Origin of the sequence: Alistipes muris, from assembly GCF_943193205.1 — a bacterium.
Classification (GTDB): Bacteria; Bacteroidota; Bacteroidia; order Bacteroidales; family Rikenellaceae; genus Alistipes; species Alistipes muris.
Window position 1 is genome coordinate 66,168 of sequence record NZ_CALPDD010000001.1, and the last position, 13,929, is coordinate 80,096.

Sequence of the window (13,929 nt, forward strand, 5' to 3'; positions counted from 1 at the left end):
TAAGCAGAGAGACGTATGTGGAATTTTTTCTTGCAGGCGCTTCCCGCCGATGAGCCGCTGCTGGTACCCGACAGCGTGCAGAAAGCCAACCTTGCGCAGACCATCGACAAGGTGGTCAATATGGATTACCGCGAATTCTTCACGGGCATTCTCAACGATGCGGTGTGGATTCTGCTGAAACTGTTGCTGGCCGTAGCCATCTACATGATCGGACGCTGGATCGTCCGGCGCATCGTCCAGCTGCTCGACGTGGCTTTCGAGCGGCGCAAGGTCGACATTTCGTTGCGCATGTTCGTGCGTAACGCCGTCAAGGTGGTCTTCACGCTGCTGCTGATACTCATCGTCGTGCAGACGCTGGGCGTCAACGTCACTTCGGTCATCGCCCTCTTCTCCGCCGCTACGCTGGCCATCGGTATGGCGCTGAGCGGTACGGCCCAGAATTTCGCGGGCGGCGTGATGATTCTCGTCATGAAGCCCTACCGTGTCGGCGACTTCATTTCGGCGCAGGGGCAGTCGGGCACCGTGCGGGAAATCAAGCTCTTTTCCACGGTCATCACCACGGGCGACAACCAGACTATCTACATCCCCAACAACGCCATCGCCACGGCCATCATCGACAACTATTCGACGGCCGACCTGCGGCGTGTCGACTGGACGATAGGCATTTCCTACGGCGACGACGTCGACGCGGCCCGCAAGGCGCTGCTCGAAATCCTCGCTTCCGATACCCGTATTCTGGCACAGCCCGCCCCCGTGGTGTGGGTCGCCGAGCTGGCCGATTCGGCGGTGAATCTTACCGTGCGGGCCTGGACGCGCAACGCCGATTATTGGGACGTCTTCTTCCAGAACAACGAGCGGTTCTACAAGCGTCTGCCCGAGCACGGCATCAACTTCCCGTTCCCGCAGGTGGACCTGCATCTGAAACAAGAATAACACTCTATTCATCAAGGTATATTCACTATGGAATTACGAGAAATTCTGGCTATTTCGGGCCAGCCCGGTTTGTACAAGTATGTAGCGCAGTCGGCGCGCGGGATTATCGTCGAATCGTTGGCCGACGGACGGCGGTTCAACGCGCCCGCATCGTCGAGGGTCAGCTCGCTGACCGAGATTTCGGTTTACACCGAGGGCGACGACATTCCGCTGGCCGAGGTCTTCACCCGAATCTACGCTCATACGGGCGGCAAGCAGGCCGTCAGCCCCAAGGAGACGCCCGAGAAGCTGAAGGCCGCTTTCGCCGAGGCGCTGCCCGAGTACGACCGCGAGCGTGTGCACGTTTCCGACATCAAGAAGTGCTTCGCGTGGTACAATACGCTCGTGGCCGCAGGCTTCACCGAGTTCAAGCTCCCCGAGGAGCCGCAGGAGTAGCCCTGCCGTGCCCATTCGGTTGCAGTCCCGGTTTTGGCCGGGACTTTTTTGTTCTGCGGACGCGACGGATTATTTTGTAAATATTTTTAATAAATAGCGATTTTTGCACTATCTTTGTCTGATGTCAGCGGTGCCTCGGCAAAAATCAAACAAGTTTGTTTTTGCTTTCGGCCCGCACTTTACCGAAGCTGCGCTCCGGTTTAGATAGGCGGCGCCTCAGCAGTCCTCAAATAAATTTGGTACTGCTTTCGGCTTGCACTATCTTTGTCCCTCGAACATTATATTATAAGTTGAATTCGGAAACCGATACGCGGTTTCCACAGACGCAGAATTATGAACAAAAAGAAAATGGTGGCCCTCGTGGCGCACGACAACATGAAGCGCGACCTGGCCGAATGGGTCGACTGGAACTGCAATGTGCTTGCGACCCATCCGCTGGTGTGTACCGGTACGACGGGCAAAATGGTCGAGAAAACGCTGACTGCGCGCACCGACGGCAGCTGCAACGTCGACGACCTCGATATTACCCTTCTCAAGTCGGGTCCGCTGGGCGGCGACCAGCAACTGGGGTCGCTCATCGTCTCGGGCAAGGTCAGCGCCTTGATTTTCTTCTGCGACCCGATGGCCGCACAGCCCCACGACGTCGACGTCAAGGCTTTGCTGCGTCTCGCTTCGCTCTACAACGTGCCGACGGCCATCAACCGCGCTACGGCCGATTTTCTGATTTCGTCGCCCCTTTTCAAGGACGAGACTTACGAGCCCGTGGTCAAGGATTACCGCGATTACGTCGAGCGCGTGTTGAAATAGACGCCCGCGCCTTTCATGATAAAGGAGCCTGTCAGCAGGCTCCTTTTATTGTTTCCAGCAGCTTTTCCAGCACGGCGTCGCGGCCTGTCAGGTATTCCGCCGCTACGTAAGGTATCGCGATGTCGGGCACTATGTAGCCGTCGTCGCGGCGTGTGCATTCGTCTATTTCGACCATCGAAACGCAGCTCTCGGCCAGTTGCGACGGATGCAGCGTCCGCCCCTCCAGCACTTCGCCGTATTTCAGTGCGTTGTGCAGCAGCGGTTCGCCGACCAGCTGCGCCGCACCGTGGTATTGCAGCATGTTGACGAACGATGCGGCTATCGAGCCCGTGTCGCGGCTCACCAGCACGTAGCAGTTCATGCCGCCGACGTACATCTTCGGATTCGTCTCGAACGAGCGGACATATTCCGTTTCGGGCAGTTCCACCACTTGGCCGCTTTGTTCTTCGGTCAGAAAATCATAATATCGCATCGCTTCTTTCGATACCTTGACCCGCTGCCCCGTGCAGTAGTCGACCACCGGTTTGTCGATGAATATCGAGAGCAGTTCGTCGAATGCGTGGCCGTTGCCGCCCGGATTGCGCCGCAGGTCGAGAATCACGTTTCGCAGCCCTTGTTTCTTGAAATCCGTGATTGCCTTGCGTATGATGCGGATCAGGCGGCTGTTGTTGGGGAAAAACGCAGGGATGGCTATGTAGCCCGCTCCGGCGTCGGCATAGGTGCGTATGTTGGCGTCGGTTTCCTCGGCCTTGTTCAGTGCGAAGATGGCTTGCCGGGCCGGTTGTCCCGCCGTCTCCACCGTCAGCTGTTGGCCGTCGCGTTCCAGGCCGATGCGGAACCGCTCGACGGCCTGGCTGTAATAGCAGCGGTTCATCAGCGCGGTCGGTATCGTGTGGCGGTCGCCGTAGCCGTATTTCAGATAGTCGGACGCCGCCACTCCGTTGATGGTTGCTACGCGGTCGCCGCGCCGGAACTGCGGGTCGAGCGAGCGGTCGACGATAAGCGTGTCGTTGATTTGCAGCAGCGAGAAAGCCGGCATCCGCAGTTCGCGGCTCAGCCTGCGTTGGTCGCTCTTTTTCGTGTAGACTTCGGTGTCGCCGTACGGTACCGGAGTAATCCGGTAGTGCGGGTCTTCGTGGTGCAGTCGGTCGAAATAGGGGCGCATGACCCAGAACAGGTCGGAGGTCAGCAGCGAATCCTTGCCCAGCGCATCGCAGCGGGCGTTTATCTCGGCCAGCACCTCGGCTTTTTCGGCGGGGGAGAGCAACGAATCGAGCCCCGGGTGGCGCGGCACTCGGTGGAGGTTTCTTTCCAAACCGACGCGCGTGCGGGGGAGTTTGTAGTCCAGCATGGCGAAGCAGCGGCCGGGGATGCGGACATTGCGTCCTTTGGGTGCATCGGGTTCTTCGGCCCGGGCGCTGAGGGTGCTTGCCGCAAGCAGCAGCGAAAGGAGGATGATTTTCATGATGTTCCGGGATTCTGTTCGTCTTGTTAACGCGCTTTTCCCGGATTTATTGCAGACGGCACCCGATTTGTTTGCGGCAATCGTTCGGAATTTTTCGTGTCAGAGGTTGTGCGACAGCGGGGCAGGTACGGCGGTGCTGGCGTCGAAGTCGCCCCAGCGTTCGGCAATAAGGTCGAGCGTGGCGAAGAGTTCGTCGATGTCGAGCGAGGTCACCAGTTTCAGCCGCGTCTCCTTGAAGTTGGGCAGCCCTTTGAAATAGTTGGTCAGATGGCGCCGCATTTCCAGGATTCCTACGTGGTCGCCTTTGATTTCGAGCGATTTGCGCAGATGTTCCTTGGCGATGGCCACCCGTTCCGTCACCGTCGGCTGCGGCAGTACTTCGCCCGTCGCAAGGTAGTGTTTCGCTTCGCGGAATATCCACGGGCGTCCGTAGGTCGCGCGGCCTATCATCACGCCGTCCACTCCGTAGCGGTCGAACATCTCCGCCGCCCGAGGGCCCGAATCCACATCGCCGTTGCCGATAATCGGGATGCGTATCTGCGGGTTGTTCTTCACCTTGCCGATAAGCGTCCAGTCCGCTTCGCCGCGGTACATCTGTGCCCGCGTGCGGCCATGAATCGTTAGTGCCGCAATTCCCACGTCCTGCAGCCGCAGGGCGATTTCTTCGATGTTCTTGTGTTCGTCGTCCCAGCCCAGCCGGGTCTTCACGGTCACGGGTTTGCGCACCGCCTGCACAATGCGGCGCGTCATTTCGACCATCGTCGGCACGTCGCGCATCATCCCCGAACCTGCGCCGCGGCCCGCGATTTTCTTCACCGGGCAGCCGAAATTGATGTCTATCACATCCGGATTCGCCGCTTCGGCCATCCGGGCCGCTTCGACCATCGGTTCGATCAGATGACCGTAGATCTGAATGCCTACGGGGCGTTCGCCCTCGTCGATTTCCAGTTTCTTCAGCGACTTGGCCGCATCGCGGATCAGTCCGTCCGACGAGATGAATTCCGTGTAGACCATGTCGGCCCCGAACCGCTTGCACATGTAGCGGAACGAGGGGTCGGTCACGTCTTCCATCGGGGCCAGCAGCAGCGGGCGGTCTCCGAGGTCTATGTCGGCTATCTTCATGTCGGTGGGCGGATTCGGTTGCAAAGGTAGTTGTTATTTGGCAATAAAACGTTAAATTTGCAGTCGAAATTCCATCCATCCATGAATATCGAGACCTTTCTTTCGGAGGCGGTCCGCCGGGCGGCGGAAGCGCTCTACGGGCCGTCGGAGGGCGAGCCGCTGCAGATTCAGAAGACCCGCAGGGAGTTCGAGGGCGACTATACCCTCGTCGTGTTTCCCTTGCTGCGACGAAGCCGCAAGTCGCCCGAAGCCACGGCTGCCGAGATAGGCGAGTGGCTCACGGCTAACGTCCCCGAAATCGAGGCGTTCAACGTCATCAAGGGTTTTCTGAACCTTTCGTTCGGCGGTTCGTTCTGGGCGGCGCGTTTCGCCGAGGTCGCCGCCGACGAGCGCTTCGGCGAGGCCGCACCTACGGGCCGCACGGTCATGATCGAATATTCGTCGCCCAATACCAACAAGCCGCTCCACCTGGGTCATATCCGCAATAACCTCCTGGGATATTCCGTCGCGCAGATTCTCGCCGCCAACGGTCATAAGGTCATCAAGGCCAATCTGGTCAACGACCGCGGCATCCATATCTGCAAGTCGATGCTGGCTTGGAAGCTCTACGGCAACGGCGAGACGCCCGCGTCGTCGGGCATGAAGGGCGACCACCTCGTGGGTAAATATTACGTCGAGTTCGACAAGCACTACAAGGCCCAGATCAAGGAGCTTATGGCGCAGGGTTTGTCCGAAGACGAGGCCAAGAAGCAGGCGCCTGTCATGCTCGAAGCGCAGGAGATGCTGCGCAAGTGGGAGGCCAAGGACCCCGAAGTCTATTCGTTGTGGGAGACCATGAACGGTTGGGTCTACGAGGGTTTCGACGTCACTTACAAGGCGCTGGGCGTCGATTTCGACAAGGTCTACTACGAGTCGCAGACTTATCTGTTGGGCAAGTCGCTCGTCGAGGAGGGACTCAAGAAAGGCGTCTTCTACCGTCGCGACGACAATTCGGTGTGGATCGACCTCACGGCCGACGGGCTCGACGAGAAATTGCTGCTGCGTGGCGACGGCACCTCCGTATATATGACGCAGGACCTCGGCACCGCGTTCCGCCGTTTCGAGGACAACAAGCTCGACGACATGATCTACGTCGTCGGCAACGAGCAGAACTACCACTTCCAGGTGCTCAAGCTCGTGCTCAAAAAGTTGGGTTATGCCGATTGGAGCGACCACATCACCCACCTTTCCTACGGCATGGTCGAGTTGCCCGAGGGCAAGATGAAGTCGCGCGAGGGCACGGTCGTCGACGCCGACGACCTGATTGCCGACATGGTGGCCACGGCCCGCGAAATGTCTGCCGAGTTGGGCAAGCTCGACGGCTGTTCCGACGAGGAAGCCGATGCCGTTTCGACGATGGTCGGGCTCGGGGCCTTGAAGTATTTCATCCTCAAGGTCGACCCCAAGAAGACCATGCTTTTCGACCCGCGCGAATCCATCGACTTCAACGGCAATACGGGGCCTTTCATCCAATATACGCACGCGCGTATCCGTTCGGTGCTCCGCAAGGCCGCCGAAGCCGGTATCGACTTCCGGCAGCCTGCGCAGGCAGAGTTCCTGCCTGAGGAAATCGGGTTGGTCAAGATGCTCACCGACTATCCCGCTGCGGTCAAGGCCGCAGGCGATAACTTCGCCCCCTCGATTATCGGGGCTTACGTCTACGAGCTCGCCAAGCAGTTCAACGGCTATTACCACGACCATTCCATTCTCAAGGAGGAGAACGCCGCCGTGCGGTGCATGCGGTTGCAGTTGGCCGCGCAGGTCGCCCGCGTCATCCGTTCCGGCATGCGCCTGCTCGGCATCGACGTCCCCGAGCGGATGTAGTTTTGCAGCCAGCGTTTTTATTCGGGCCGGGGAATCCGGTCCGTTTTTTTGTTTGCAGGGCGGTGCGAATAGTGGTACGAATCTTGCGAGCGGGGTAGGCAGCAATGATTAACACTATATCAGCGTGAAAACAACCTTTACCACATTCGCCCTTTCCTTCGCGTTGTGCGCCGTTGCCGGAGCTTCGGCTCAGTCGCGGAGGGCCGTGTCGGCTTCTGCGGCCGATACGGTGATGCTGTCGGAGAGAGCCGACGGCGATTATATCGTGCGGCAGGCCCTTGTCGAGCGCAAGGCCGATTCCGATTATTCCGTGCGTTACCTGATCAACCTGGCGACGCTCGATGCCGCCCTCGACGGCAATTCGCGTCAGCTCAACGAGCTCAATTCGTTCGTCTCCGGGATGATGAGGGATTCGCTCGTCAGGGTCAATTCGGTCGTCATCACCGGTTACGCTTCGCCCGACGGTCCCGTGGCGCTCAACGAGCGGCTTGCCCGCAGCCGCGCCCGCGATTTCCGTAATTACGTCGATACGAAGTACGGTTTTTCCAAGAAGTTCAACGTCAAGACTTCTTCCGTCGCCGAGGATTGGGAGATGTGCCGTACCCTCGTCGAGAAGTCGGCCATGCCCGAGAAGCAGGCCGTGTTGCGCGTGATCGACGGTACGCAGTCGCCCGAGGCCAAGGAGGCCGCTCTCAAGCGGATGTCCGCTGCATGGGATTACATGGTCAAGCATATCTTGCCGCCCATTCGCCGCGTCGCCATGACTATTTATTACGACGAGGGCAGCCTTGTCGAGCAGCGGACCCGTATCTGCAAGCCCAAGCCTGCTCCCGCGCCCGTTCCTCAGCCCGTGGCTGAGCCGTGCCCGCCCGCACAGCCGTGCCGTTGCTGGGAGATCGACGAGGTCGCCAACGGTATCATCGTCGAGATGCCCGATCCCGATGCCGGGATTTACCGCAACAGCGCACAGGGTGTGCGTAAGGCTGCCCGCCGCGACGTCCGCAACGGTCGTGAGGCCGCTGCCTACAATTCGCGCGAGGCCGAGCGTATCGCCGACGAGGAGGCCCGGGCCGCCAAGAAAATCGCTAAAAAGGAGGCCAAGGCTGCCAAGAAGGCCGAAAAAGCTTCCCGCAAAATCGCCCGTGAGTTGGGGAAATAGGGTTCTCCCTCCGTTATCGCAGGCGGGGTCCGGTTCTTCCGGGCCCCGCTTGTTCGTCGGCGGGGACGGCCGTATTGCATAATCCGAAAGTTTTACTACCTTTGTCTCAGCAAAATCTAAAATTTCCGTTATGGCTAATTTACGAAATCTGAAAAAGGAGATCGACTACCGTCTCGAAGAGGTCGTTTTCGACTGCGATATGGCTATGTGTTTCCAGCCCTCCAAGGAGCAGGAGATTTTCGCCGTCATGCAGGAGGCTGTCGGCGTGCGCAACGCGTTGTTCGCCAAGGCTATGAATCCCGCCGAGCCGCACAACAGGTCGCTCGTCCGCAAGCACTACGCCGCTCTGCGTGCCGAGATGATCGCCGCGTTCAACGGGCTTTTCGAGAAGTTGAGCAAAATCAACGGCGAGCAGAAGTAGGCCGTTCCTTTTTCCAATCGAAAATCCCCGCCCTTAAGGCGGGGATTTTTCATTCATGTTCGCAGCAGCAGTCGCCCGGGTGGTGTTCCAGCACCGTGTGGGGGATGTGGCCGTGCGATACTACCTGTATCGGGCAGTCGTAGTTGCGCAGTTGTTCTTCCGTCAGCCGGTTCGAGCGGTGGCGGTGGACCTGGCGGTTGACGCAGACTATTTCTTTCACTACGCTCGTTATCGTGCCGACGTCGTGCGAAACCATGACAATGGCCATCCGTTCGTTCAGTTCGCGCAGCAGGTTGTAGAGTTCGTTCTCGAATCTGTTGTCCACGAAGTTGGCCGGTTCGTCGAGTATCAGCAGGCGCGGTTCCGCAATGACCGCCCGGCATAGCAGCGCCCGTTGCATCTGACCGCCCGATACTTCGCCGATAGGGTGGCGGGCCGCTTCGGCAATTCCCGCTTTTTCAAGCAGTTCCGATGCTTTTTTGCGGTCTTCGCCCGTGTAGCGTTTGCCGAATCCGCGTCGTCCTTGCAGCCCCGACAGCACTACTTCTTCCACCGAAATGGGGAACGCCCGGTCGAAGTCGCTTTGTTGGGGCATGTAGCCGATCAGCCGTTCCTTGCCCCGGTAGAGTTCGGGGGCATAGTCGATTCGGCCCGTGTGGGCCACCGTTCCCAGAATCGCTTTCACAAGGGTCGTCTTGCCGCCGCCGTTCGGTCCGATGACGCCCAGAAAGTCGTCGGACGCAATTTCCAGGTCCGCATGGCGGAGCGCTTCGTAGCCGTCGTAGGCAACCCCTACGTCGTGCAGTTCTACCAGATTCATCGGGAAGTCAGTTGTTCGGTTATCTCGTCGATGTTGGCCGTCACGTCCTCCCGCAGCGGGTCGATCCGCACGGCTTCCGCGCCGATGTCGCGGGCCACGGTCTCCACCGCCGAGGCCGGGAACTGGCTTTGGTACAATATCTTGCGTATCCCTTTGGCGCGGGCTTCGCGGATGATTCCGCTCAGATGCCGGGCCGAGGGTTCCTTGCCGTCGGTTTCGATGGCTTCCTGCCGCAGACCGTAGTCGCGGGCGTAGTAGGTGAGGGCGGGGTGGTAGATGATGAAGTATTCCGTTCCGCTCCGTTCGATTCGCTCCGCCGTTCGTTCGTCGAGTTCTTGCAACCGCCGTTGCAGCGATTCGTAGTTCTTCGTGTATTTCGCCGAATCCGGATAGCGTGCGTGAATCGCTTCGTAGGCATTTGCCGCCATCCGTTGCAGCGCACGGGGCGAGGTCCATACATGCGGGTCTACGCCGTGCGCGTGATGCCCGCCATGGTCTCCGTGCGCGCAGCTCCCGGCTATCGGTTCGATTCCGCGGCTCAGATTCACGATTTTTTGCCGGTCGTCGATTTTCCGGAGCAGCGCCGTCTCGAAATCGAGCAGTCCCACATTGAAAATCAGTTGTGCGCGGTTCAGTCCGATGAATTGGCGGGGTGTCGGTTCGTAGGTCTCCGGGCTTGCTCCGGGCGGTACCAGCACCTCCGTCCGGAAGTCGTCGCCGACAATTCCGCCGACCACTTCTTTCAGCGGCGGAATGGAGACGTACAGCGTTGCTTCGTCCGGTTTTTGCTGTGCCGCGCACGATGCCGCAAGCCATAGCAGAGACAGTATCACCGTTCTTATTCGTCTGTTTTTCATCTGTTTGTCCATAAAAGCGGGGGAGTGCTCCCCGCAGGTTCCGTATAAATTACAAAGATACTCTTTTTTGCAGAAACCGTGCGACGGAAACGGGCCATAAAATCTCGAATCGGCGCTGTTTTTTCTCGGGATTCGGGTATTAAAATGACATAAAAAGTCTTAATTTTGTGTCAAAAGGTCGTAAATCGAATTTGTCTATGAAGCCGAAGATGAAAGTAGCGGGGTATATGCTCGCGTTGTTTTGTGCAGCCGGATGTTCCGAATCCGGACCGATGAGTTGCTATGTCACTATCGCTCCGACGGTGCGGGCGCGGGTCACTGCGCTGGCTTTCGAGCCGGGCGACCGCATCGGTCTTTCCATCGTCCGGGCGTCGGAGCCCGGCGTCCGGAACCGGCCGATGACCTACGACGGAACGGTGTTCGCGGGCGGTCTGGAGTGGTATGCCGAGCAGACGGAGCCTTCGACGCTGGTAGCTTATTATCCTTATTCCGAGGGCGGGGTGCCTGCCCAATTTTCGGTCGCTGCCGACCAGCGCGACGGTTGCGAAGCGTCGGATTTGTTGGGTGCGGTGAGGACCGGCGTTGTGCCGGGCGCGGCACCCGTGAGCATGGTTTTCCAGCACCTGATGGCCCAGCTGACGGTACTGGTCGACAACCGCACGGCAGGTTCGGTGCTGGAGGTTGTGTTGGAGGGTTTCGCGACGGCCGCTGCGGTCGATTTGGAAGCGCTCGAAGTCTCGGTCATGGCCGATGCGGCTGCTTCCGAAGTGAAGGCTTGCGAGGTGCAGCCAGGACTTTCTTACCGGGCGGTGCTGGTTCCCCAGCAGGCCGATTTGACGGTTTCGGTGATTACCTCCGACGGGGTTGTCCACCGCAAAACCATCGACGCCGTGGCATTGGAGAGCGGGCATTGCTATGACCTGACGGTCGAGGTGACCGGGAGCGGGTTGAAAATGCAGTTGAGCGGCGAGATTCGCGATTGGATCGACGGCGGGTCCATCGGTTCCGGAAAGGATGACCCGGGCCACGAGGAAGACCCCGGCGTATTGGTTTACGAGGGCGAAACGTATGCCACGGCCCTTGTCGGCGGACGGCTTTGGATGGCTGAGAATCTGCGTTACAAGCCCGCTTCGGCGGCATGGAAGGCCGGAATCTGGTATCCCGAGGAGGGTGCTTCGGGCGTGGCGGCAAAAGGGTTGCTCTACGATTGGACGACCGCGTTTGGCGGCGAGACGTTCGACGGGCAGGCCGCATCTGTGCGGGGTGTCTGTCCTCCCGGTTGGCATATTCCCGTGCGCGAGGAGTTGGAAGCGTTGGTCGATAGCGGTTGCGACCCCGGATTTTTCGTTTTGTCGGGTTGTTGGATTCATACCACTTCTAAGTACGGTTCCGCCAGTTATTTGATGAGTGCTTCGCTCTCCGCGCAGAATACTAAAATGGCTTGTCTCAAGATTTCCGCCGAGGGGGCCCATTCGTTCGTTTCCGTTCCCGTGCAGTACGGCGTCTCGCTCCGGTGCGTGAAAGACGAATAGATTATTATAATCCGGACGCTAATTTTGCCGCCCAGATTCGTTCTGCGCCAGAATACTTATTTTTTTCGAGTAGGTTGTTGGGCGTAAATTCGGGTTCGTCTTATGTCCAGCGGCGCGAGTAGATATGGGCCGTTTCTTGGCCAGCGCCAGTTCTTCATGCACTTTGCCGCACAGCGACGTCCAGCCCGGTTCGGCTTGCGGGTAGTAAACCAATCATTGCGGCGTTCGTCACGGTTGCCGTTGTAAATTTCATAGTCTTCCCGCCGGGTGAGTTTACATGTCGTTTTTGGTGATTGTTCTCGTTTTCTCCGGAATTTGTCATCAGCCTGTGTTCGGGAGTAGGGGACCAACAAAAAGCGTAGGTTGAATGCCATAAAAGCCCACGTTGAAATACAGCTTTCGCTTCGACAGCCGATGAGCGTTTTTTGCCCGGCTTTTTTTCAATATGTCATTCTGAACGAAGTGAAAAATCTCTGCGTTATTATATTCTGTATTACAGCGCGATAGATTTGCAGTTGGTCTGTTCGGTTATTCGGAATATTATTTTGAGACAGCCTTTCCGATACAGGTTATCCACGGGCGTTAGGAATGTTTTTTTGTTCTGCGTCTTTCTTTTGTTAGCGCAGTTCTTTTTTGTATCTGGATTGTAGCATCATCGGCTATATCGTTGCAGGCCGTTCGGTTGGAATTGAATATTTTGCGCAAGAGTATATCCCGTTACCCAAAGCATCTTTTTGATACTGAATATAACGCAGCGGCTGCGGGCGATTTTTCGGTGTGGTGCCGCCACCAGCAAGGGCATATCCCGTTGCTGTGCGACAAGCGAATATTATCATGGGTGAAACAGAACCCGTTAATATCCCAATACCCCGTGTTTTTTATGGTGTTCAGCCTCCCCCCCCCAATAATTTAACATAATAACAATATTATTCCATTCAATAAGTGGTTAGGGGAGCAGTCAGTGCAGTCAGTTTGATTGGGCAGCTTGATTAAAATGCACCGGAATAAAAACGTTCGTCCAAGTGCGAACAGAATTCCAAAGCCTTTTGTTGTAGTAACCCGAACAATCTCGTGTTTCTTTACAAAACACGTTCCTTAACGATTCGAGTTATAAAAAAGCATGTTCCAAAGACATCGGACAACACCGTCGTTCACCTACGGCATGACCAACATGTTTCGCATCGGCGATTTCGACTTTTCGTTCCTCATTCAGGGCGTGCAGGGCGGATTTTCAATCACGACCTCTCTACTACACCGAGACAATCTACGGTACGGCATAGAGCAAACACCGGGTCATGTCTCTGCCATCCGGCGAATCTTTGCCCCGCGTCAGATTCGATATACCTTATATTATTATGTGGAATTTCGGCACCTAACCGTTTTTGCATTATACAGAATGGAGATTTATCCGGCGCAACCGATGAGCGGCTCGCCCTTTAGGCAAAGACAGCGTTTCCGAAATGGGGAACAGCTCGAAATATCCTGTAAGACAGCCTTTTGTCACCGCCACGATTTCGAGGTGCTCGCAATAAAAGCAAATCCGAACTTACCGAATTTAATTCGGCAGAGTTCGGATTGATTTTTTTAAGTGCCGGAGAATGGATTATTCCGGCCTATTTCCTCGTGTGGAATAATTCAGCGCATTGTCGGGAAGTACGATTCAAAAGCACCGTCTTCGTAAAAGATGACAATACGCCTTACTTCGGCTGTCCGGTTTCCGGGTTTCGGAATTTCGGGTTTCGGTGGCTGCGGATTTTCGGGAGTTGCTATTGTCTTCGGACTGGCGGTCGAACCGGTTGTCCGGTCCGGAGCGAATAGTCCGCCGAGTTGGGCCGGACGATCCGCGGTTGCCTGCGAGGTCTCCGGTTTTTCGTAAGATGCCGGGGCCGATTCTTCCGCGTCGCGGTACATCGGGCCGCTGTCGAGCAGCAGCCAGTCCGGACTGATTCGGGGGAAGCGTCGGAGTATTTTCTGGAGCAAATCGAATCCGGGTTTGTTGCGTCCGGCCAAAATATGGGAGATTCCCGCCGGATTGATTCCGAGCATGTCGGCAAGCTGGCTTGACTTCAAACCTTCGCTTTTCATCAAATCGAGCAATTTTTCCCTCATCGGCGTAATTTTTTACAAATATAAATAGTTTTCTTTTGTAAAACAAATAAAATTTACATTTGCAAAATGTTAATAACGTGGAGCAATGTTTACAATTGTAAATAGCGAGTTATCGTTAACTTTAATCATGCTTATTCAGACGGATTTCATATTAGATAAATCGCATATAAATTTGGTTTTCAATGCAAATATTGAGTAATACATGCGTATACTATGATTGAGCCCATTATACCAGTGTTACCCACTTAATATGATAGAATGTTATTTAGATGATTTTTGTAAAATACTGGTATTCAGTATTTATATATTTCGTTGTTTAATGATTTAATTTGCTTCCTGTGCGCCTTAAAACGGGCTTTATGGCCACTTTGTGGATATTTGATATTTGTAACTATAAACACCGTGC

The 13,929-nt window shown here is 56.5% G+C and carries 12 protein-coding genes; 7 read left to right on the top strand and 5 right to left on the bottom strand.

All coding sequences use genetic code 11. The features are described from left to right. Window positions 1-15: 15 nt before the first annotated feature. The 3 genes from NFR47_RS00340 to NFR47_RS00350 all read left to right on the top strand — a co-directional run bounded on the left by NFR47_RS00340 (window position 16) and on the right by NFR47_RS00350 (window position 2,175). The gene (locus NFR47_RS00340) at window positions 16-933 is read left to right on the top strand and encodes a mechanosensitive ion channel family protein (RefSeq protein ID WP_251213592.1); all 918 of its coding nucleotides are present in this window, start codon (window positions 16-18) and stop codon (window positions 931-933) included. Window positions 934-960: 27 nt separating this feature from the next. Then, window positions 961-1,368 carry a DUF5606 family protein gene (locus NFR47_RS00345; protein ID WP_251213593.1) on the top strand — a complete coding sequence of 136 codons (408 nt, stop codon included), beginning with the start codon at window positions 961-963 and terminating at the stop codon, window positions 1,366-1,368. Window positions 1,369-1,701: 333 nt separating this feature from the next. Continuing rightward, window positions 1,702-2,175, top strand: coding sequence for a methylglyoxal synthase (locus NFR47_RS00350; RefSeq protein ID WP_251213594.1), 474 nt, complete (start codon window positions 1,702-1,704; stop codon window positions 2,173-2,175). A gap of 31 nt (window positions 2,176-2,206) precedes the next feature. Here NFR47_RS00350 and NFR47_RS00355 read toward each other — a convergent pair whose 3' ends face one another. Together NFR47_RS00355 and dusB are read right to left on the bottom strand one after the other, a co-directional pair. After that, window positions 2,207-3,640: a S41 family peptidase gene (locus NFR47_RS00355; protein ID WP_251213595.1), complete on the bottom strand. Its 1,434-nt coding sequence runs from the start codon at window positions 3,638-3,640 to the stop codon at window positions 2,207-2,209. Window positions 3,641-3,739: 99 nt separating this feature from the next. Continuing rightward, window positions 3,740-4,762 (bottom strand): tRNA dihydrouridine synthase DusB, encoded by a 1,023-nt coding sequence (dusB, locus tag NFR47_RS00360; RefSeq protein WP_251213795.1) that lies wholly within the window; start codon window positions 4,760-4,762, stop codon window positions 3,740-3,742. Window positions 4,763-4,843: 81 nt separating this feature from the next. Here dusB and argS point away from each other — a divergent pair, with 81 nt between their 5' ends. From argS to NFR47_RS00375, 3 genes are all read left to right on the top strand, one after another. Then, window positions 4,844-6,625 (top strand): arginine--tRNA ligase, encoded by a 1,782-nt coding sequence (gene argS / locus NFR47_RS00365; RefSeq protein WP_251213596.1) that lies wholly within the window; start codon window positions 4,844-4,846, stop codon window positions 6,623-6,625. 124 nt (window positions 6,626-6,749) lie between these two features. Then, window positions 6,750-7,784: a hypothetical protein gene (locus tag NFR47_RS00370; protein WP_251213597.1), complete on the top strand. Its 1,035-nt coding sequence runs from the start codon at window positions 6,750-6,752 to the stop codon at window positions 7,782-7,784. A 130-nt stretch (window positions 7,785-7,914) separates the two neighbouring features. Further along, a complete protein-coding gene (locus NFR47_RS00375) occupies window positions 7,915-8,205 on the top strand; it encodes a hypothetical protein (RefSeq protein ID WP_251213598.1) in 291 nt (96 codons plus the stop codon). A gap of 49 nt (window positions 8,206-8,254) precedes the next feature. On the opposite strand, the gene NFR47_RS00380 is transcribed toward NFR47_RS00375, so the two are convergent. Further along, window positions 8,255-9,025, bottom strand: a complete 771-nt coding sequence (locus tag NFR47_RS00380) for a metal ABC transporter ATP-binding protein (protein ID WP_251213599.1) — start codon at window positions 9,023-9,025, stop codon at window positions 8,255-8,257. Continuing rightward, the gene (locus tag NFR47_RS00385; RefSeq protein WP_251213796.1) at window positions 9,022-9,867 is read right to left on the bottom strand and encodes a metal ABC transporter solute-binding protein, Zn/Mn family; all 846 of its coding nucleotides are present in this window, start codon (window positions 9,865-9,867) and stop codon (window positions 9,022-9,024) included. Before NFR47_RS00385 ends, NFR47_RS00380 begins: the two co-directional genes overlap by 4 nt. Window positions 9,868-10,154: 287 nt before the next feature. Here NFR47_RS00385 and NFR47_RS00390 point away from each other — a divergent pair, with 287 nt between their 5' ends. Continuing rightward, window positions 10,155-11,414, top strand: coding sequence for a fimbrillin family protein (locus NFR47_RS00390; protein ID WP_251213600.1), 1,260 nt, complete (start codon window positions 10,155-10,157; stop codon window positions 11,412-11,414). A gap of 1,635 nt (window positions 11,415-13,049) precedes the next feature. On the opposite strand, the gene NFR47_RS00395 is transcribed toward NFR47_RS00390, so the two are convergent. Beyond that, window positions 13,050-13,523, bottom strand: coding sequence for a helix-turn-helix domain-containing protein (locus NFR47_RS00395; RefSeq protein ID WP_251213601.1), 474 nt, complete (start codon window positions 13,521-13,523; stop codon window positions 13,050-13,052). Window positions 13,524-13,929 lie beyond the last annotated feature (406 nt).

Coding starts and splice junctions, on each gene's coding strand:
- NFR47_RS00340 (WP_251213592.1), top strand. CDS start 16: ATGTGGAATTTTTTCTTGCAGGCGCTTCCCGCCGATGAGCCGCTGCTG.
- NFR47_RS00345 (WP_251213593.1), top strand. CDS start 961: ATGGAATTACGAGAAATTCTGGCTATTTCGGGCCAGCCCGGTTTGTAC.
- NFR47_RS00350 (WP_251213594.1), top strand. CDS start 1,702: ATGAACAAAAAGAAAATGGTGGCCCTCGTGGCGCACGACAACATGAAG.
- NFR47_RS00355 (WP_251213595.1), bottom strand. CDS start 3,640: ATGAAAATCATCCTCCTTTCGCTGCTGCTTGCGGCAAGCACCCTCAGC.
- dusB (WP_251213795.1), bottom strand. CDS start 4,762: ATGAAGATAGCCGACATAGACCTCGGAGACCGCCCGCTGCTGCTGGCC.
- argS (WP_251213596.1), top strand. CDS start 4,844: ATGAATATCGAGACCTTTCTTTCGGAGGCGGTCCGCCGGGCGGCGGAA.
- NFR47_RS00375 (WP_251213598.1), top strand. CDS start 7,915: ATGGCTAATTTACGAAATCTGAAAAAGGAGATCGACTACCGTCTCGAA.
- NFR47_RS00380 (WP_251213599.1), bottom strand. CDS start 9,025: ATGAATCTGGTAGAACTGCACGACGTAGGGGTTGCCTACGACGGCTAC.
- NFR47_RS00390 (WP_251213600.1), top strand. CDS start 10,155: ATGAGTTGCTATGTCACTATCGCTCCGACGGTGCGGGCGCGGGTCACT.
- NFR47_RS00395 (WP_251213601.1), bottom strand. CDS start 13,523: ATGAGGGAAAAATTGCTCGATTTGATGAAAAGCGAAGGTTTGAAGTCA.